Origin of the sequence: Nonomuraea sp. NPDC049709 (assembly GCF_040674815.1) — a bacterium.
Taxonomy (GTDB): Bacteria; Actinomycetota; Actinomycetes; order Streptosporangiales; family Streptosporangiaceae; genus Nonomuraea.
Window position 1 is genome coordinate 1 of the sequence record NZ_JBFANM010000099.1, and the last position, 18,001, is coordinate 18,001.

Consider the following 18,001-nt stretch of genomic DNA (forward strand, 5'->3'; position numbering starts at 1 on the left):
CGTGTGGGTCGCCGATAATAGGGCGGCGCTGGGGGCGGGGCTCTCGCCGCTCCCCCACGCCGCATTGGCGGCCACCGGCCGCGTCTGGCCCTGCGCCGGCCGCGGCCGGTCGACCACATCCGCCGCCGGATCCGGCGCGGATGGCAGGCGCCGCGGCGGCCGGTTGCCGGAAGAGAGGCCGGCAACCGGCCGCGTCCGCGAGCGAGCCGGCGCGGCGCGGGTCAGGCGAGCGCCGGGAGCACGTAGACCTCGGCGCCCGGGGGCAGGGCGCAGTCGAGGCCGCCGAGGCCCCGGGCGTTCTCCCCGCACACGATCATGCTGATGTGCCGGCGGATGCGCCCGTAGTCGTCGCGCAGCCGCTCCTCCAGCATCGGATGCGTGCGCCGCAGCATGTCGAGGGCAGAGCCCAGGGTGGGCGGGGAGTCGCGGTCGGCGCCGATGGCGAAGACCTTGACCTCCGTCCGCCCGCTCACCCATCTCCGCAGCGAGCTGGGCAGCACGAACACGACCATCGTGACCGGTTTCGTCATCGACTAGAGCACCGCCGCGCGCACGGTGAGCACGTCGGGCATGTGCCGGCCGACCAGCGACCAGGTCTCGCCGTCGTCGCGCGAGCAGTAGACCTCGCCGTCGCGCGTGCCGAAGAACACCCCCGCCTCCGACGCCGTCATCGCGTCGCGCAGCACGCTCGAGTGGACCGGCCCCTCCGGCAGCCCCTGCGAGAACGGCTGCCAGCTCTTGCCCCCGTCGTCGCTGCGGTAGATCCGGTAGCGGTGGTCGACCGGCGTGCGGTCCATGTCGGCCGTCAGCGGCAGCACGTAGATCGTGTCGGGCCGCGACGGGTGCACCGCGATCGGGAAGCCGAAGTCGGACGGCAGCGGCGAGCCGATGTCGTGCCAGCTCCCGCCGAAGTCGTCGCTGCGGTAGACGCCGAAGTGGTGCTGCAGGTAGAGCCGCTCGGGCCGGGACGGATGCATGGACACCTTGTGCACGCACTGCCCGTACTCGGGATATTGCTGCCCCTCCGGCATGAACGGGGCCCGGATGTTCTTGTTGGCCGCCTCCCACGACAGGCCGCCGTCGGTCGTGCGATAGAAGCCGGCGGCCGAGACGGCGATCGCCATGACCTCGGGGTCGGTGGGGTGGTTGACGATCGTGTGCAGGCACAGGCCGCCGCCGCCCGGCTGCCAGTGCTCGCGGTGCGGGTGCTCCCACAGGCCCTCGACGAGCCGGTAGGTGACGCCGCGGTCCTCGGAGCGGAAGAGGGCGGCCGGCTCGACGCCCGCCCACACCACCTCGGGCTCCGACGGGGACGGGACGAGCTGCCAGACCCGGGTCAGCGTCGCCTCCGTCTTCTCCGGGAAGGCGATGGGCGGCTGCTCCGCCTCCTGCCAGGTCTGGCCGAGGTCATCCGAATACATGACGGATGGACCGAAGTGGCCGTATTCGATGCCGGCCAGGAGCCGGGGTGTGGTGCCGCGCGTGTCGATCGCCACCGAGGGCACCGCGACCGTGGAGAACTGGATCGGCTGGATCTCGAAGGGGCCGCCGTCCGTCGAACGGGCGAGGAACAGACCCTTGCGGGTGCCGATCGCGAGCATTGCGTCACTCATAGCATCGCTCCCATGTTCGCTTGCGGCCATCGTGCCACGCGGCACCGACAGTCGCCGAAGACTGGGAGATTCCCCGCGCAAGGATGGCGTTTCGCGTCCCGCATTACCTCCCGGGTAATCGAGGCCCTTCCCTCCACTCGATAACGTGTGCGGCATGGGAGCGGTCGCCGTACATGAAGAGGTCTTTGGTGAGTTGTTGCGTTCGTGGCGGCAGCGGCGGCGGGTGAGCCAGCTCGACCTGGCCATCGGGGCCGACGTCTCGGCCCGCCACATCAGTTTCCTGGAGACCGGGCGCGCCCGGCCGAGCCGCGAGATGGTGATGCGGCTGGCCGAGGAGCTGGGGGTGCCGCTGCGGCACCGCAACAGGCTGCTGGTGGCGGCGGGATTCGCCCCGGTCTATCCCGAACGGGAAGTACGCGCCCCCGAGGGCGAGGTGGTCCGGCGGGCGCTGGACAAGATCCTCGCCGGGCACGAGCCCTATCCGGCGGTCGTGGTGGACGCGGTGTGGAACCTGGTCGCGGCCAACTCGGCGGCCGCCATGTTCATGGAAGGGGTGCCGGACGAGCTGCTGCGGGAGCCGATCAACGTGATGCGGCTGTCGCTGCACCCGCAGGCGATGGGCGGGCGGCTGCTCAACCTGGCCGAGGTGCGGGCCCACCTGCTGCAGCAGCTGCGCAGGCAGGCCGAGGTGTCCGGCGACGGGCGGCTGGCCGAGCTGCACGACGAGCTGGCGTCCTACACCTACCCGGGGGTGGATCTGAACGTGGCGCACGTTCCCGGGCCGGGCGACATCCTGGTGCCGTTGCGGATCGCGGCGGGGGACCGGGTGCTGTCGATGTTCACGACGATCGCGACGTTCGGCACGCCGGTGGACGTGACGGTGTCCGAGCTGGCCATCGAGACGTTCTGGCCCAGCGACGAGGAGACCGCCGCCGTGCTGCGCGGGTAGCCCGCCGACGCCCACGCCCACGCCCACGCCCACGCCGACGCCGGCGGCTTCGGGTGCGTCAGGCGGTCAGCCCCGGCTTCCCCGCACGCCCCCCGGTCCTGAGCTGCCCTCTCCCACCGTGCTTCGGCGCGGTCAGGGGTCAGCGCGCGGTCGGTGGGGTGGTGGGCGGGGGGTCGCCGGTGGCGATGGCGGCCTCGATGGCGATCGAGGGCGGGTCTCCGCCCAGGATCGGTAAGCCGCCCGTGACCGTGTGGGTGCGCACGTCGTACGCCCCGCCCCTGGGCGCCCGGGCGATCGCGAACGCCGGGAAGGCGCTGCCGCCGGGGACGACCGAGGTGGAGATGTAGTCGCCCACCGTGCGGCCCTGCGCGCTGCCGGCCAGCCACTCCACGGACATCGGCCCGTACAGCTCCATCGGCGCCGACCAGCTGTCCCCGCCGTTGGTCGAGGAGGTGTACGCGACCGTCAGGCGGCACGTGGCGGCCGTGCAGGCGGCGTCCGGGTACCGGTAGTAGGCCAGCGCGAGCCGGGCCCTGCCGCCCGCGCTCTCGCGGTCCACGCCGAGGCCGGGGATGAAGTGGTCGCCGCCGTCGCCGGTGACCCGGATGACGTCGCCCCACGACGCCCCCGTGGCCGACCGGCTCAGCACGATGTCGTTGCCGGCGCAGCCGATCTGGAAGCGGCAGTCGTGCCAGACGACGTACACGGTGCCGGCGGCGTCGACCTCCGCCGACGGCAGCGGCGCGGCCCGCAGCCCGCCCGCCACCGTGTGCCGCTGCACCCGCGAGACCGGCACGCTCCCGCTCCAGCTCGCGCCGCCGTCACGGGAGCGGAAGGAGCGGATCTCGCCGTCGTCGCCCAGGTACGGGACCACCACGGCCCCGTTCGGCCGCACCACCGGCTGCCCGCCCAGCCCGGTGGCCGAGGTGCCGGTCACGGCCCAGGTCAGCCCCCCGTCGGAGGATCGGGCCACCTTGATCGCGTTGGCCGCGCCGTGGTCGTCGAACACCACGTAGCAGCGGCCGCGGTACGGGCTTTCCGCGCCGTTGTCGCAGGCCACCCAGCTCTTGTCCAGGTCGCCCCCGACAGCGGTCGTGACCGGCTCGTCCCAGGTCACGCCGTCGGTGGAGCGGCTGGTCAGCACCGCCGCCCCGGCGACCCCGCCCACGTCGGTGAGCGCCAGCGAGGAGATCAGCCACACCCCGTGACCGGCGTCGAACGCCACCGACGGATTGCTGACCCGCGCGTACGCCCCGCCCCCGAAACCGGTCAGCCCGGGCAGCACGCCCTTCGCCCATGTGGCGCCGTTGTCGGCGGACGTCGCGAACGCGATGCCGGACGCCCCTCCGTCGTGGAAGCGGCCCGCCTGCTGCGCGGTCACGATGGTCGAGCCCCACTGGTAGGTGTCGGGCCCGGCCTGGGTGCCGTGCTGGCTGGTGGCGTTGGCGTAGGCGTCGGACCCGATCTCGGTCAGCGGCACGGCCTCCTCGGCAAGGGCGGCGGGGGAGGGGACGAGGAGGAGCGTCGCTATGACGACGCTCACGAATCCGCCGATTCCTCGGCACCGGGCGGGGGATGGCACAGTCCACCTCCACTTGGCGGGTCAAGTTCCAGATGGCACCGTCCGATCCCCGCTGTCAACCTCCTGATCTAGAAAATCAGCGTTCGCCCTGGATGATGTCCCGGTGGATGCGGGCCAGGGGCACGCCGTCGATCTGCAGGCGGCGTACGGTCTCGTTGACCATGGAGGTCGGGCCGCACACGTACACGTCGTGCTCGGCCCAGGAGTGGAAGCGCTGCGTCACCTCGGGCAGGTGGCCGCGCATGCCCTCGTAGGAGGGCTGGTCCGACACCACCGGCAGCACCCGCAGCCAGGGGAACGACGACTCCATCCTGATCAGGTCCGGCAGGTCGTACAGCTCGTCGGCGGTGCGGGCGCCGTACAGCAGGTGGATGTTGGGCCGGCGGCCGGAGGCGATGATGGACTCGATGATCGCCTTCAGCGGCGCCAGGCCCGTGCCGCCGGCCACGCACAGGACGTCGCGCACGCTCTGCTCGCGCGGCGCCATCGTGCCCATCGGCGGGCCCAGCATGAGCGTGTCGCCGATGCGGGTGTGCCTGATCAGCGTGGTCGACACCCAGCCGCCCGGGACCGAGCGCACGTGCAGCCTGATCGTGTTGTCCGGGCGCGGCGCGTTGGCGATGGAGAAGGTCCGCCACACGCGCGGCCAGCGCGCGGTCTGCACGTTGACGTACTGTCCCGGCGTGTACGGCAGCCGCTGCGTCGGCCGCAGCGTGAGGACCGCGATGTCCCGGTGACGCTGCTCGTGGTCGATGACCTCGGCCAGCCACCAGGCGGGGGAGACCCCCGAGTCCGACTCGGCCGACTCGATCATCAGGTTCGCGGCGGCCGTGTACGCCGACACCCAGGCCGCCTCGATCTCGTGGTTCCACACGTCCGCGGCGAAGCGGCGGATCGTGGCGAGCAGCGCGTTGCCCACGGCCGTGTAGTGCTCGGCGATCACGCCGTACTTGCGGTGGTCCCGCCCGAGCTGCCCGAGGAAGGCCGCCAGGCTGTCCGGGCTGTCCAGGCTCCACACGATCCGGGTCAACGCGCTGAACAGCCGGTCCCGCTGCACGTCCATGGCCGGCGGGAACATCCCTCGCAAGTGCGGGTTCTCCGCGAACAGCCGGCCGTAGAAGTAGGCCGTGGCCTTGTCGGCCAGCGGCTCCACGACGGAGAAACTCTCTTTCACCAGGCGCGGATTCAACGACATATATCCAACCCCACCCTTTGACCGGAAACGCATTCCGGTCTCGCCGTTCACCTCCCTGACGGTTCCGGGTCATGAGCGCGGGGACCAGCCCCGGCGTACCCGAGCGCTCGAAATTGAGTCTTACACCACCGATGACGCGTCACAACCGTTTCCCCTCAATACGGTGCGAAGCAGAACTATCAGTAGCGTTCTCGTGATTCTCCGCAGGCAATCCCCATGCGATTTCGGTCGGCAAATGCGAAAATTATTTATTTTCGCATTTCATTCGCGGGAGTTCTGTGACCGGCCCGGCCGGAACCCCTCGCGGGCGGGTCGCTCGGGATGGCCGGCGAACGTCCGTGTTGAGACCGGGGCGTGGCGGGCACGGCTGGACGAAGGTGGGGGAGGGGGCGAAACCCGGAATGTCCGGCCCCCCGGGAGGCAAGCGGTAGGAGGGGATCTTTGGGAGGGGTGACATATCGGAAAGAGAGTGCGCCATGATGGGCATGGGGCCGTCACGTCGACCGGCTGGCGCCCGCACGACTCCACCATGCCCCCTGGAGATCGCATGTCCCGACCGCTGATCGGTATCACCGCCTACTTCGAAGCCGCCCGCTGGGGCGACTGGGTCCGGGAGGCCGTGCTGTCTCCCCCCTCGTACGCCAAGGCGGTCGGACGGGCGGGGGGCGCGCCCGTGATGCTGCCGCCACTCGGCCCGCACGCCATCGAGGACTACGTACGCGGCCTGCAGGGCATCGTCCTGGCCGGCGGCGTGGAGGTGGGGGCCGACACCTACAACGGCGATCCGGACGAGCGCGTCGCCGAGCCGCAGGTGCACCGCGACCGGTTCGAGCTGGCCATCGTCAGGGCCGCCATCCGCGCCGACCTGCCCATCCTGGCCATCGCCAGGGGCATGCACGTGCTCAACGTCGCCCAGGGCGGCACGCTCATCCCCTGGCTGCCGGAGGTGCTGGACAGCGACCGCCACGCCGAGCCGGACGGCGGCCACACGATCCAGGTCAGCGTCTCCAGCAAGCTCGGCAAGGCGATCGGCGACCGGGTCGAGGTGAACGCGCCGCACCACCAGTCCGTACGCCGCCTCGGCAGCGGCCTGCTGGCCGTGGCCTGGGCCGAGGACCAGATCGTCGAGGGCATCGAGCTGCAGGGACACCGGTTCGGCGTCGGGGTGCAGTGGCACCCGGAACGCGGCCAGGACAATCGGCTCTTCGATGCGTTCATCGAGGCGGCCCGCTAGGCTTCGATCATGCCGCTGCACCCCCAGGCGCGGGACTACGTCGCCCAGTATCCGTCGGATCTGACCACCGACCTGGCCACGCTCGACCTGGCCGCGATCCAGGAAATGCGCGCGCAGGACACCCTGGCGGCCCACCGAGGGCCGCTGACGAAGCTGCCGTTCGTCCGCGACGAGCTGGCCGAGGGCGTGCCGATCCGCATCTACCGGGCCGATCCCGGCGACGGCCTGCTGCCCGTGGTGGTCTACTTCCACGGCGGCGGCTGGGTCATCGGCAGCGTCAGGCGCAACGACGCGGCCGGCCGCGACCTGGCCATCCGCACCGGCGCGGTGGTGGTGTCGGTCGACTACCGGCTGGCCCCCGAACACCCCTTCCCGGCCGCCGCCGACGACGCCTGGACCGTGGTGCGCGACATCTTCGCCAGGCCCGCCTTCTACCAGAGCAACGGCAGCGTCGCCGTGATCGGCGACAGCGCGGGCGGCAACCTGGCCGCCGTCGCCGCCTGGCAGGCCCGCGACGCCGGCCTGCGGCTGGCCCACCAGGTGCTCGTCTACCCGGTGCTCGACGTGGCCATGGACACGCCCAGCTACGTCCAGCACGCCAAGGGCTTCGGGCTGGACGCCGAGGAGATGGCCTGGTTCATCCGCCAATACGCTCCCGACGCCGACCCGGCCGACCCGCGGCTGTCCCCGCTGCGCCTGCCCGACGTGTCGGGCCTGGCGCCGGCGACCGTCGTGACCGCCGAATACGACGTGCTGAGAGACGAGGGCGAGCGCTACGCCGCCCGCCTGGCCGAGGCGGGCGTGCCGGCCGAGCTGCGCAGGTTCGACGGCGCCGTGCACAGCTTCTTCGTCCTGCCCGGCCTGTTCGACCAGGCCGTCGAGGCCCGCGACTACGTGGCGGAGCGGCTGCGGGAGTCGCTCTGATGGACTCCTACGCGAAGCTGAAGTTCGACACCCCGGCCGAGGGCGTGCTGCGGATCACGATCAGCGAGCCCGCCAGGCTCAACGCCGTGGACGCCGCCGCCCACCGCGAGCTGGGCGAGATCTGGCGCGACGCCGATCGTGACGACGGCGTCAGGGCCATCCTCGTCAGGGGAGAGGGCCGGGCGTTCTCCGCGGGCGGCGACCTGACCATGATCGAGGAGATGACGCGCGACCACGCCACCAGGCTGCGCGTGTTCGCCGAGGCCCGCGACATCGTCTACAACGTGCTCAACTGCGCCAAGCCCGTCGTCTCGGCCATCCAGGGCCCGGCCGTCGGCGCGGGCCTCGCGGTGGCGCTGCTGGCCGACATCTCCGTCGCCGGCCGCACCGCGCGGATCATCGACGGCCACACCCGGCTGGGCGTCGCGGCCGGCGATCACGCCGCGATCATCTGGCCGCTGCTGTGCGGGATGGCCAAGGCCAAATACCACCTGCTGCTGTGCGAGCCCGTCACGGGCGAGCAGGCCGAGCGGATGGGCCTCGTCAGCCTGTGCGTGGACGACGACCAGGTGCACGACAGGGCCCTGGAGATCGCCGTCCGGCTCGCGGCCGGGGCCCAGGAGGCGATCAGGCTCACCAAATACTCGCTCAACAACTGGCTGCGCCTGGCCGGTCCCTCCTTCGACGCCTCGCTCGCCATGGAGTTCCTCGGCTTCACCGGCCCCGACGTGGCCGAGGGCGTGCGGGCGCTGCGCGAGAAGCGGCCCCCGTCATTCGGCTGAGCGCCAGGCGTGTGCTTCCCCGGGCCTCGGGTAGGCGGGCCTCGTGGAGGATTAGGTGGAGGACAACGAGCTGGAGGAGGTGCCGCCAACGCACCCGTACGCCGGCCGCGAGATCTTGGGCAGGCCGGCTTGAAGCCACCGCAAGCCGCGGGGGCAGTCCGGGAAGCCGCGCCGCGAGGGGGTTGAGCAGAAGCTCCCCCGCCACAGGTGCGGTACCGCCCGCATTCGGTACCGATCGGGCGGCCGGACACCCCGCTTCACTCAGCCGGGCTCACCGGGGCCGGCGCGCGTGGAACACGAAGGCCGGGGGAGTGTTACGCCACACCGTACGCCCGGGGACGACCTCCTCGAAGCGCTCGGCCAGCAGCGCACGGAACCGCCGCGCCGAGCTGAGCGGGATGGCGTGGATGTAGGAGAACGTGGTGAACGCCGCCCCCGGGCTCATCGCCCCCGTCACCGCGGTCAGCAGTTCCCGCTGCAACTCGTCCGGGAAGGCCGCCCACGGCAGCCCGCTCACCACCACGTCGGCCATCCGCAGCCCGCGCTCGCCAAGGAGTTCGCCCAGCCGGGTCGCGTCGTCGTGCACCACGTCCACCGTGGGGAAGCGCTCGGCCAGCAACCGCGCCAGCGGTTCGTTGAGCTCCACGGCCATATGGTGGCCGCGCCCGGCCAGCCGCTCCTGGATCTCCACCGTGAACGCACCCGTACCCGGGCCGAGCTCGGCCACGACGGGCTCGCCCCGCTCGGGGATCGGCGCGCAAACGGCCGCGGCCAGCCGCCGCGAGCTTGGCGCGAGCGCGCCGATCGTGGCGGGGGAGCGCAGGAACTGGCCGAGAAAAACTGCGGTGTCGTTGGACATGATCAGAATCTAGGGGAGCGACCGGGCCCGATCGCTCCCCCGTCCGGGCGGATGTCCGGCCACTTGGAGGAGGCGGGGTCGCCCGTCCGGAGGATCAGCAGTTCACGCTCGGCGGATACGGTGTGTGCATGCGTTGGCGTGGTGTGCCGCTGGATGTCCTCCTCGCGGCTTCTGGAGTGGGCCTGGATCTGCTGACCACGGCGCACGCCGGTGACACCGAATACCTGCCCGCCGAGATGAACATCCCCATGGCGCTGCTCGTCGGCCTGCCCATGGGCCTGGTACGCCGCTGGCCGGTGCCCGTCACCCTCTACCTGGCGGCCTTCCTGGCCATCACCGACCAGCTCGGCTCGTTCACCTCCAACACCGCCCAGATCCTCGTCTGCGTGGCACTGGGCGTGGCCGGGCACACCTCGAGGGCGCGGTCCACCGCCCTCGCCGTGACCGCCACGATCTTCGCGACCGCCCTCAACATCGCCGATCCGGGCATCGCGCTCACCGGCAACATGTGGATGTACTCCGTGCTGCTGCCCGTCTTCCCCGCCGTACTCGGCGCCTACCTGCGCAGCTCCGCCGAGCGCCTCGACGAGCGCGACGTCACCCCCGACGCGCTGCTCGCGGCGGGCGGTGTGGCGATCACCGTGCTCAGCACGTGGACCTCCTGGCACGCGGGCCAGCAGCCCGTCTGGGTGGTCGGGCTGCTGGCCGTGGTGGGCGGCCTGTCGCTGGGCATCGCCAGGCGGCTGCCCGGCCTGGTGTTCCTGCTGCAGGGCGTGCTGCTCGTCTCGGCCGACACCTATCTCAACCAGGCCGTCAACACGTGCGTGATCCTCACGCTCATCGCGATCGGCGTCTTCGCCATGCGGGTGGTGTCCTGGGCCTGGACGGTGGCCGCGTACATGACCGGCTGCCTGCTGACCTCCATCGCCGTCGTCGGCGACGACACCGAGATCACCGGGTTCCGCGTCGGCGTGCTGATGACGCTGGTGGCCACGCCCATCGCCATCGGCCGCTACCTGGGCATGCGCCGCGCCGCCGTGGCCTCCGAACGCCTGCGCGCCGAGGAGGCCGCCCGCGCGGCGGTCGCGCAGGTGCGGGCCGACCAGCTCGCCGAGCGCGAGCGCATCGCCCGCGACGTGCACGACATCGTGGCCCACCACGTCGGCGCCATGGTGCTGCGGGCCAGCGCCGCCCGCTACACCGCCCCCGACGGCCCCGTGGCCGACGCGCTCAACGACATCCGCGAGACCGGCCACCAGGTGCTGCAGGACCTGCGCGACCTGCTCGACCTGCTGCGCGACCCCGAACGCCAGCCCGACCTGCTGGCCAACCCCGCCGACGTCGTACGCGAGTCCGCCGAGCGCATGTCCGCCGCCGGCCTCGTCGTCGACCTCGACCTCGACCCGGCCACGGATCAGGCCCCGCTCATCGCCCGCACCTCCGCGGCCAGAATCGTCCAGGAAGGACTCACCAACGTGCTCAAACACGCAGGTCCCGGCACCCGGGTCCGCGTATCCGTGACCCCGGCGGACGAGGGTCTGGCCGTGGAGATCCGCAACGGCCGGCCGCCCACGGCCATCGAACGCCTGCCCTCCTCCGGGCGCGGTTTGGCCGGCATGCGCGAGCGCGTACGCACCGTCGGGGGCACCCTCAGCGCCGGGCCCGACGGCGAGGGCGGCTGGCTGCTGGCCGCCCACCTGCCCACCCGCCTGTCCTCGGGGAGTGTGGCATGATCCGCGTGCTGGTGGCCGACGACCAGGCGCTCGTCCGCGCGGGCGTGCGCATGCTGCTGCAGGCCACGGGCGACATGGAGGTCGTGGGCGAGGCCGAGGACGGCGCCGAGGCCGTGCGCCTGGCCGAGCGCCACCTGCCCGACGTGGTCCTCATGGATCTGCGCATGCCCAGGGTCGACGGCCTGGAGGCCATCAGGCGGGTGCTCGCGGCCCGGCCCGGAGCCAGGATCGTGGTGCTGACCACGTTCGCCGAGGACGGCAACGTCTACGCCGCCCTGCGCGCCGGCGCGGTCGGCTTCCTGGTCAAGGACGACGAGCCGGAGCGCATGGTGGACGCCGTGCGCAGGGCCGCGGCCGGCGAGCAGCTCCTGGCGCCCTCGGTGCTGCGCCGGGTCGTGGAGCGCTTCCTGGCCGCCGAGGAGCAGGCCGCCGGGCCGGCCGCGCCTCCCGGGCTGACCGAGCGCGAGATCGAGGTGCTCGCCCTGGTCGGCACGGGTCTGTCCAACGCGGAGATCGCCGAGGAGCTGCACGTCGGCGTCACCACGGTCAAGACCCACATCGCCGCCGCCATGGACAAGCTGGGCCTGCGCAACCGCATCCAGGCCGCCGTCGTCGCCCACCGCACCGGCCTCGTGGACGCCTCCTTCCGCCCCGTACGCCAGCCACGCGGCGGATCCTCCGGCTGAGCCGCGTCACCACCGCCACCGGGGTGGGATCCGCCCGGCGGCGGACCCGCGAGTCACCCCGCAGGCTGACGACCCGCCCGGCCCCTCACCGCGACCATGTGGTCCTTCACCCGTCGTACGACCGGAAGGACCACTGATCACCATGTCGGAAACCGTAACCATGCCCCGGCCCCAGCGTGCGGACCGGGTCTCCGCCGGCCTCCTCTACAGCCTGCGCGTCGCCGTCACCGCCCAGGCGGCGGCGCTGCTCGTGGCCGCCTCGTTCGCCGGCCAGGCGGTGGAGTCGGACTCCATGATCGAGACCCACGTCATGGCCGGCATGGTCGTTCACCTCGTGGCCCTCGTCCAGATCGTCCTGGCCGTCCTCGTCTGGCGCCCCGGCCGCGGGGCGGGCTGGCCCGCGCTGGCCAGCGTGGCGCTGTTCGTCGTCGGTGCGGCCCAGCACTTCACCTGGCTGTGGCTGGGGGCGCACCTCCCCAACGGCGTGCTCCTGTTCGGTCTCACCAGCGCCGTGCTGATCTGGGCGTGGTCCCCGGCAGCCGCCCGCCGCCGCTAAGGTCGGAGATGTGTATGTGAAGATCTGCGGGCTGAGCGAGCCGGAGCACGTGGCCACCGCCGTCGGGGCCGGGGCCGACGCCATCGGGTTCGTCATGACCCGGAGCCCGCGCCGGATCACGCCCGAGCGGGCGGCCGAGCTGGCCGCGCTCGTCCCCGAGCACGTGCTCACCGTCGGCGTGTTCCGGGGCGAGGACCCGGAGACGGTGCGGGCGGCGGCGCTGGCCTCCGGGGTGCGGGCCGTGCAGCTGCACGGTCGGCACCCGCACGGCGACTTCACCGCGCTGAAGGACCTCGGCGTCCGCCTGGTCAGGGCCGTCGACGCGCAGGCCGACCTGCGCTGCGGGGCCTTCGACGAGGACCTGCTCCTGGTGGACGCGCCGCACGCGGGCTCGGGCGAGCCGTGGGACTGGGCCGCCGTACGCGGACGGCCCTCCGGGCAGTGGATGCTCGCGGGCGGCCTCGCCCCGGCCAACGTCGCCGAGGCCATCGCGGCCGCGGACCCGTGGGGCGTGGACGTCTCCAGCGGCGTCGAGACCGCGCCCGGGGTCAAGGACTCGGCCCTGATCGAGGCGTTCCTCCGCGCGGCCCGCCAGCCCCATGCCTGACCCCGCCCCGTCTTCGCAAGCGCCCGTCACTTCGGAAGCGCTCGTCACGGAGCGGCACATCCGGGACGGAGCCGCCCTGGTGCGCGCGCTGGACTTCCTGCACGCCTTCGCCCGCCGCAGGGCGCCGCGCGCGGTCCCGGTGCCCGGCGGGTTCGCGGTGCTCGACGATCGGTTCCCCGGCTCGTACGACGACAACAAGCTGATCGTCCGCACGGCGCCCGACGACGACCCCGCTGCGGCGGTGGCGCGGCTCCTGGCGGCGGCCGACGAGGCACTCGCGAGCCGCGGCCACCGGCTGGTGTGCGTGGACGACGACCGGCTCGGCACGGCGTACGCACCCGCGTTCGCCGCCGCCGGCTACGACCACGAGACGAATCTCCTCATGGCCTTCCGCGGCCCGGTCCCACGAGATCCGGCCCCGGCCGAGCGGCTCGAACTGCCGGAGCTGATACCCGTGCTGCGCCGCGACTGGCGCCATACCCTGCCGCAGGCCCCCGACGCGGTGATCGACGGGCTGGCCAGGCGCGTGGAGTCCCGGCTGCGCGGGGCCGGCTCGGTGGGCTTCCACGGCGTACGCGCCCCGGACGGGGAGATCGCCGCCAGGGCCGACCTGTACGCGCACGACGGGGTCGCCCAGATCGAGAGCGTCTTCACCGGCGAGCCGTACCGGGGCAAGGGGTACGCGCGTGCCCTGATGACCGCGCTGCTGGCGGAGGCGGAGGGGGCCGAGCTGATCTTCCTGGTGGCCGACGCGGACGACTGGCCGCGCCACTTCTACTCCCGCCTCGGCTTCGAGCAACTCGGCCGCACCCACGCCTTCCTCCGCACCTGACCCACCCCCACCCCCTCCGGCGCCCGACGCCGCGCCTCCTGCCCCGGCTCCCGCCCTCCGCCTCCCGCCCTCCGCCTCCCGGCCTTCCGGCTCCGCCTCCCGCCCTCCGACCTCCGGCCTCCGCCCCGGCCGCCGCTCCCGCCCCCGGCGCGGACTTCCGGCCCAGGCGCCGACTCCCTCCCGGATGCTTCCGGCCCCGGCTGCGGCTCCGCGCGAGGGCGGCGTCGCAGGGCCCTCGTGCGCCCCAGGAGGGAGGCGGGTCAGCCCCCGGAATACTGGCCCGTGGCGGCGGGGCCGTGGAGGCGCGGTGCCGCCGGGGAGTTGCGTGTGTCCTGAGCTGGGGCCGGGCTCGCTGGGCACCGGCGAAGGGGGCCCGGCCGGGGTGGAGGGGCGGTGGAGAGGGTTGGGGGCGGTGAGGCGTCGAGGTGGGTGCTGAAACGCCTGGAAAAGCCGGGCCCAGGCGGGACCGCTGTGTTGGAGTTCCACGCAGTAGGGTCTCCTGCGTGAGCGAAACTTCCGCCGAGGACCGGATCTGGACGGTTCCTAACCTGCTGAGCTTCCTGCGCCTCCTGGGCGTCCCCGTGTTCCTCTGGCTGGTTCTCGGGCCCAAGGCGGACGGGTGGGCCATCGGGATCCTCGCGGTCGCCGGGTTCACCGACTGGCTCGACGGAAAGATCGCCCGGGCGTTCAATCAGACCAGCAAGCTCGGCCGGATCATCGACCCCGCCGCCGACAAGCTGTACGTCTTCGCCACCATCCTGGCCCTCCTGCTCCGCGACGTGATCCCGTGGTGGCTGGTCGCGGTCATCGTCGCCCGGGAACTCTTCGTCGGAAGTTTCATCCCCGTACTTCGCAAACATGGCTATAAGGCACTTCAGGTGCATTTCCTGGGCAAGGCCGCCATGTTCAACCTCATGTACGCTTTCCCTCTCCTCTTCCTCGCCTCCCACACGGGGTGGTATGCCGATATAGCCCGCATTGTCGGATGGGCGTTCGCGCTTTGGGGAACGGGCCTGTACTGGTGGGCGGGGGTGCTGTATGTGGTACAGGTGCGCCAGCTCGTAACCGCGGCCAAGAAGGGGTGATCGGGTGAAGGCGGTCGTCATGGCAGGCGGGGAGGGCACTCGGCTGCGTCCGATGACCGCCAACCAGCCCAAGCCCCTGCTCCCCGTGGTCAACCGCCCGATCATGGAGCACGTCCTGCGCCTGCTCAAGCGGCACGGCGTCACCGAGACGGTGGTGACCCTCCAGTTCCTGGCCGCCCTGGTGCGCAACTACTTCGGAGACGGCGACGAGCTGGGCATGAGCCTGCAGTACGCCACCGAGGACATCCCTCTCGGCACCGCCGGCAGCGTCAAGAACGCCGCCGACCGCCTCCGCGACGACCGATTTCTGGTGATCTCCGGCGATGCCCTAACGGATATTGATTTATCCGACATGATCCGTTTTCACCGTGAAAATCAGGCACTTGTGACAATTGGCCTGAAAAGGGTCCCCAATCCCCTGGAATTCGGGATCATCATCGTGGACGAGGAAGGCCGCGTACAGCGCTTCCTGGAGAAGCCCACCTGGGGCCAGGTCTTCTCCGACACCGTCAACACCGGCATCTACGTCATGGAACCCGAGGTCCTCGAGGCCGTCGCCGCCGGAGAGCCCGTCGACTGGTCCTCCGACGTCTTCCCCGCCCTCCTCGAACGTGGCGCCGACATCTACGGCTACGTGGCCGACGGCTACTGGGAGGACGTCGGCACCCACGACAGCTACCTCAAGGCCCAGGCCGACGCCCTGTCCGGCAAGGTCGAGCTGGACATCGGCGGCTTCGAGGTCTCGCCGGGGGTCTGGGTCGCCGACTCGGCCTCGGTGGACCCCGACGCCGTGCTCAAGGGCCCGCTGCTCATCGGCGAGTACGCCAAGGTCGAGGCGGGCGCCGAACTGCGTGAATACACCGTGCTCGGCAACAACGTCGTCGTCCGCGAGGGCGCCTTCCTGCACCGCGCGATCGTCCACGACAACGTCTACCTCGGCCCAGGCGCCCACCTGCGCGGCTGCGTCATCGGCAAGAGCACCGACGTGATGGCCGGCGCCCGCATCGAGGAGAACGCCGTCATCGGCGACGAATGCGTCATCGAGGCCGAGGCGTACGTCTCCAGCGGCGTCCGGGTCTACCCGTTCAAGACCATCGAGGCCGGCGCGGTCGTCAACACCAGCGTCATCTGGGAGTCGCGTGGCCAGCGCAACCTGTTCGGCCCCCGGGGGGTCAGCGGCCTGGTCAACGTCGAGATCACCGCCGAGCTGTGCGTCCGCCTGGCCAGCGCGTACGCCACCACCCTGAAGAAGGGCGAGTACGTCGTCACCTCCCGCGACTGCTCCCTGGCCGCCAGGGCGCTCAAGCGGGCCGTCATCGGCGCGCTCACCGCCGGCGCCATCAACGTCCTCGACCTCGAGGCGGCCCCGCTGCCGGTCACCCGCTTCCACACGGCCCGCGAGTCGGCCGCCGGCGGCATCGTGCTGCGCACCACCCCCGGCGACCCGCAGAGCGTGGACATCGTCATCATGGACGACCGCGGCGCCGACCTGCCCCCGGCCGCGCAGCGCAAGCTGGAGCGGGTCTTCTCCCGCCAGGAGTTCCGCCGCGCCTTCCCCGGCGAGATCGCCGAGCTCGCCTACCCGGCCAGGGCCGTCGAGGACTACACCCACGAGCTGCTGCGCCACGTCGGCGTGAGCGGCGTCAGGGACATGAAGGTCGTCGTCGACTGCGCCGGGGGCACCTCCTCGCTGGTGCTGCCCACGCTGCTCGGCCGGGTCGGCGTCGAGGTGCTCACCGTGAACGCCCGCCTCGACGACGTCTCGCCCACCGAGACGCTCGCCGAGCGCCGCCGCGACCTGCAGCGCCTGTCCGAGCTCGTCAGTTCCTCGCGGGCGGCCTTCGGCGTGCGGTTCGACCCGGTCGGCGAGCGCATCGCCCTGGTGGACGAGAAGGGCCAGCTCATCAACGAGGAACGCGCCCTGCTCGTCGTGCTCGACCTGGTCGCCGCGGAGCGCCGGGGCGGCCAGGTGGCCCTGCCCGTCACCACGACCAGGGTCGCCGAGCAGGTCTGCCGCTTCCACGGCGTACAGGTGCAGTGGACCTCCACCGCGCTCGACGCCCTCACCTCGGCCGCCGCGAGCCCCGACATGATCTTCGCGGCCGACGGGCGCGGCGGGTTCGTGGTCCCGGAGTTCAGCCCCGCCATCGACGGGCTGGCCGCCTTCATGCGCCTGCTCGGCCTGGTCGCCCGCACCCGGTTGTCGCTCAGCCAGATCGACGCCAGGATCCCCGAGGTCAAGCTGCTCAAGCGCACCGTGCCCACGCCATGGGCGGCCAAGGGCGCCGTCATGCGCTCGGTCATCGAGGCCGCCGAGGCCGAGCCGGAGGGCCACCGCGTCGACACCACCGACGGCGTGCGGGTGGCCCGCGAGGACGGGAGCTGGGTGCTGGTCCTGCCCGCCGCCGCCGAGCCGGTCACCGACCTGTGGGCCGAGGCGTCGGACGTCGACAGCGCCCAGGCACTGCTCGAACGGTGGGCGCGCATCGTGGAGCAGGCCGCCGGCTGACCTCGTCGCACACCCGTCACGCGCCGTCACGCACAGCGACCGGAGAGGATCGGGAAAGGCTTTGCCGATGACGTGCACAGAGAGTGCCGCAAGATCGTAATGTAGAAACGCGCGGCGGCATGGACCACGGGGCGGGGGCGACGGTAACTTTGTCTGCGTCCAAACCAAAGTGCAGCGCCCCGCCTTGACCTTTGCCGCTGATCAGCGTAAGTTGCGGCATTCGCAAACTTGAAAAAGCGAAGCGAGGCGCGCCCTGAGCACCGTCGCCGCGTCTTCGCGGTAGGAGGCCGAGCCGATCGATGCCGAGCGTCTACTGCACGCAGTGCGGGCACGCCAACCCCGAGGATGCCCGTTTCTGTTCCCGTTGTGGGTCACCGCTGACCAGACCCGAGGTCTCCGGGGACACCACATCGACGATCTCCGTCGCGGGAATCGAGGCGTACGAGGCTGAGACGGGCGACATGCTCCTGGCCGAGCGGGCTCTGGTCGAGCAACTGCCCCCGGGCACGGCGTTGCTCACGGTGACCAGGGGGCCCAACCAGGGAAGTCGCTTCCGGCTCGACAAGGAGCTGACCACGACGGGGCGCCATCCGGAGAGCGACATCTTCCTCGACGACATCACGGTCTCCCGCCGCCACGTCGAGTTCTACCGCCACCGCGGCGGTCAGTTCTCCGTGCGCGACGTGGGCAGCCTCAACGGCACCTACGTCAACCGGGAGCGGATCGAGGAGGTTCCCCTGCACTCCGGAGACGAGGTGCAGATCGGCAAATTCCGCCTCGTCTTCCTGATGCGGGGCACCGCCGGCGTATGAGTGAGCGACCCTTGGACATGGCTCAGCACCCCGGGCTCACGGG

17 protein-coding genes are annotated in these 18,001 nt (G+C 71.9%); 12 read left to right on the top strand and 5 right to left on the bottom strand.

The features are described from left to right. Nucleotides 1-221 precede the first annotated feature (221 nt). On the bottom strand, nucleotides 222-530 hold the full coding sequence (locus AB0J69_RS53660) for a hypothetical protein (protein WP_364135258.1): 309 nt from the start codon (nucleotides 528-530) through the stop codon (nucleotides 222-224). A 3-nt stretch (nucleotides 531-533) separates the two neighbouring features. Then, on the bottom strand, nucleotides 534-1,613 hold the full coding sequence (locus AB0J69_RS53665) for an exo-alpha-sialidase (RefSeq protein ID WP_364135261.1): 1,080 nt from the start codon (nucleotides 1,611-1,613) through the stop codon (nucleotides 534-536). Nucleotides 1,614-1,767: 154 nt separating this feature from the next. Between AB0J69_RS53665 and AB0J69_RS53670 the strand changes: the two genes are divergently transcribed. Then, nucleotides 1,768-2,562, top strand: a complete 795-nt coding sequence (locus AB0J69_RS53670; protein ID WP_364135264.1) for a helix-turn-helix transcriptional regulator — start codon at nucleotides 1,768-1,770, stop codon at nucleotides 2,560-2,562. A 139-nt stretch (nucleotides 2,563-2,701) separates the two neighbouring features. On the opposite strand, the gene AB0J69_RS53675 is transcribed toward AB0J69_RS53670, so the two are convergent. Together AB0J69_RS53675 and AB0J69_RS53680 are read right to left on the bottom strand one after the other, a co-directional pair. Then, nucleotides 2,702-4,105 carry a sialidase family protein gene (locus tag AB0J69_RS53675; RefSeq protein ID WP_364135267.1) on the bottom strand — a complete coding sequence of 468 codons (1,404 nt, stop codon included), beginning with the start codon at nucleotides 4,103-4,105 and terminating at the stop codon, nucleotides 2,702-2,704. A gap of 115 nt (nucleotides 4,106-4,220) precedes the next feature. Continuing rightward, nucleotides 4,221-5,339: a globin domain-containing protein gene (locus tag AB0J69_RS53680; protein ID WP_364135270.1), complete on the bottom strand. Its 1,119-nt coding sequence runs from the start codon at nucleotides 5,337-5,339 to the stop codon at nucleotides 4,221-4,223. A 547-nt stretch (nucleotides 5,340-5,886) separates the two neighbouring features. Between AB0J69_RS53680 and AB0J69_RS53685 the strand changes: the two genes are divergently transcribed. The 3 genes from AB0J69_RS53685 to AB0J69_RS53695 are packed head-to-tail and all read left to right on the top strand — an operon-like array spanning nucleotide 5,887 to nucleotide 8,279. Further along, complete coding sequence (locus AB0J69_RS53685) at nucleotides 5,887-6,573, top strand: gamma-glutamyl-gamma-aminobutyrate hydrolase family protein (protein ID WP_364135273.1); 687 nt, start codon at nucleotides 5,887-5,889, stop codon at nucleotides 6,571-6,573. A 9-nt stretch (nucleotides 6,574-6,582) separates the two neighbouring features. Next, on the top strand, nucleotides 6,583-7,497 hold the full coding sequence (locus AB0J69_RS53690) for an alpha/beta hydrolase (RefSeq protein ID WP_364135276.1): 915 nt from the start codon (nucleotides 6,583-6,585) through the stop codon (nucleotides 7,495-7,497). After that, nucleotides 7,497-8,279, top strand: coding sequence for an enoyl-CoA hydratase/isomerase family protein (locus AB0J69_RS53695; protein ID WP_364135279.1), 783 nt, complete (start codon nucleotides 7,497-7,499; stop codon nucleotides 8,277-8,279). The genes AB0J69_RS53690 and AB0J69_RS53695 overlap by 1 nt, the downstream gene beginning before the upstream one ends. A 271-nt stretch (nucleotides 8,280-8,550) precedes the next feature. On the opposite strand, the gene AB0J69_RS53700 is transcribed toward AB0J69_RS53695, so the two are convergent. Beyond that, nucleotides 8,551-9,138, bottom strand: a complete 588-nt coding sequence (locus AB0J69_RS53700; RefSeq protein WP_364135282.1) for an SAM-dependent methyltransferase — start codon at nucleotides 9,136-9,138, stop codon at nucleotides 8,551-8,553. 128 nt (nucleotides 9,139-9,266) lie between these two features. On the opposite strand from AB0J69_RS53700, the gene AB0J69_RS53705 reads away from it, so the two are divergent. The 8 genes from AB0J69_RS53705 (at nucleotide 9,267) to AB0J69_RS53740 (ending at nucleotide 17,958) form a co-directional block, all read left to right on the top strand. Continuing rightward, a complete protein-coding gene (locus tag AB0J69_RS53705; protein ID WP_364135285.1) occupies nucleotides 9,267-10,871 on the top strand; it encodes a histidine kinase in 1,605 nt (534 codons plus the stop codon). Next, nucleotides 10,868-11,557, top strand: coding sequence for a response regulator transcription factor (locus AB0J69_RS53710; RefSeq protein ID WP_364135288.1), 690 nt, complete (start codon nucleotides 10,868-10,870; stop codon nucleotides 11,555-11,557). The genes AB0J69_RS53705 and AB0J69_RS53710 overlap by 4 nt, the downstream gene beginning before the upstream one ends. Nucleotides 11,558-11,699: 142 nt before the next feature. Further along, on the top strand, nucleotides 11,700-12,113 hold the full coding sequence (locus AB0J69_RS53715; RefSeq protein WP_364135291.1) for a hypothetical protein: 414 nt from the start codon (nucleotides 11,700-11,702) through the stop codon (nucleotides 12,111-12,113). Nucleotides 12,114-12,123: 10 nt separating this feature from the next. After that, complete coding sequence (locus AB0J69_RS53720) at nucleotides 12,124-12,720, top strand: phosphoribosylanthranilate isomerase (RefSeq protein WP_364135294.1); 597 nt, start codon at nucleotides 12,124-12,126, stop codon at nucleotides 12,718-12,720. 79 nt (nucleotides 12,721-12,799) lie between these two features. After that, nucleotides 12,800-13,552, top strand: a complete 753-nt coding sequence (locus tag AB0J69_RS53725) for a GNAT family N-acetyltransferase (protein WP_364135297.1) — start codon at nucleotides 12,800-12,802, stop codon at nucleotides 13,550-13,552. Nucleotides 13,553-14,055: 503 nt separating this feature from the next. Further along, nucleotides 14,056-14,637: a CDP-alcohol phosphatidyltransferase family protein gene (locus tag AB0J69_RS53730; protein ID WP_364135300.1), complete on the top strand. Its 582-nt coding sequence runs from the start codon at nucleotides 14,056-14,058 to the stop codon at nucleotides 14,635-14,637. A 4-nt stretch (nucleotides 14,638-14,641) separates the two neighbouring features. Continuing rightward, nucleotides 14,642-17,146, top strand: a complete 2,505-nt coding sequence (locus AB0J69_RS53735) for a mannose-1-phosphate guanyltransferase (protein WP_364135303.1) — start codon at nucleotides 14,642-14,644, stop codon at nucleotides 17,144-17,146. A 299-nt stretch (nucleotides 17,147-17,445) separates the two neighbouring features. Next, a complete protein-coding gene (locus tag AB0J69_RS53740) occupies nucleotides 17,446-17,958 on the top strand; it encodes an FHA domain-containing protein (RefSeq protein ID WP_364135306.1) in 513 nt (170 codons plus the stop codon). Nucleotides 17,959-18,001: the final 43 nt, after the last annotated feature.

What these genes read in the sequence shown, in the direction of transcription:
- AB0J69_RS53660 (WP_364135258.1), bottom strand. Translation starts at nt 530, where the DNA reads ATGACGAAACCGGTCACGATGGTCGTGTTCGTGCTGCCCAGCTCGCTG.
- AB0J69_RS53665 (WP_364135261.1), bottom strand. Translation starts at nt 1,613, where the DNA reads ATGAGTGACGCAATGCTCGCGATCGGCACCCGCAAGGGTCTGTTCCTC.
- AB0J69_RS53670 (WP_364135264.1), top strand. Translation starts at nt 1,768, where the DNA reads ATGGGAGCGGTCGCCGTACATGAAGAGGTCTTTGGTGAGTTGTTGCGT.
- AB0J69_RS53680 (WP_364135270.1), bottom strand. Translation starts at nt 5,339, where the DNA reads ATGTCGTTGAATCCGCGCCTGGTGAAAGAGAGTTTCTCCGTCGTGGAG.
- AB0J69_RS53685 (WP_364135273.1), top strand. Translation starts at nt 5,887, where the DNA reads ATGTCCCGACCGCTGATCGGTATCACCGCCTACTTCGAAGCCGCCCGC.
- AB0J69_RS53690 (WP_364135276.1), top strand. Translation starts at nt 6,583, where the DNA reads ATGCCGCTGCACCCCCAGGCGCGGGACTACGTCGCCCAGTATCCGTCG.
- AB0J69_RS53695 (WP_364135279.1), top strand. Translation starts at nt 7,497, where the DNA reads ATGGACTCCTACGCGAAGCTGAAGTTCGACACCCCGGCCGAGGGCGTG.
- AB0J69_RS53700 (WP_364135282.1), bottom strand. Translation starts at nt 9,138, where the DNA reads ATGTCCAACGACACCGCAGTTTTTCTCGGCCAGTTCCTGCGCTCCCCC.
- AB0J69_RS53705 (WP_364135285.1), top strand. Translation starts at nt 9,267, where the DNA reads ATGCGTTGGCGTGGTGTGCCGCTGGATGTCCTCCTCGCGGCTTCTGGA.
- AB0J69_RS53710 (WP_364135288.1), top strand. Translation starts at nt 10,868, where the DNA reads ATGATCCGCGTGCTGGTGGCCGACGACCAGGCGCTCGTCCGCGCGGGC.
- AB0J69_RS53715 (WP_364135291.1), top strand. Translation starts at nt 11,700, where the DNA reads ATGTCGGAAACCGTAACCATGCCCCGGCCCCAGCGTGCGGACCGGGTC.
- AB0J69_RS53740 (WP_364135306.1), top strand. Translation starts at nt 17,446, where the DNA reads ATGCCGAGCGTCTACTGCACGCAGTGCGGGCACGCCAACCCCGAGGAT.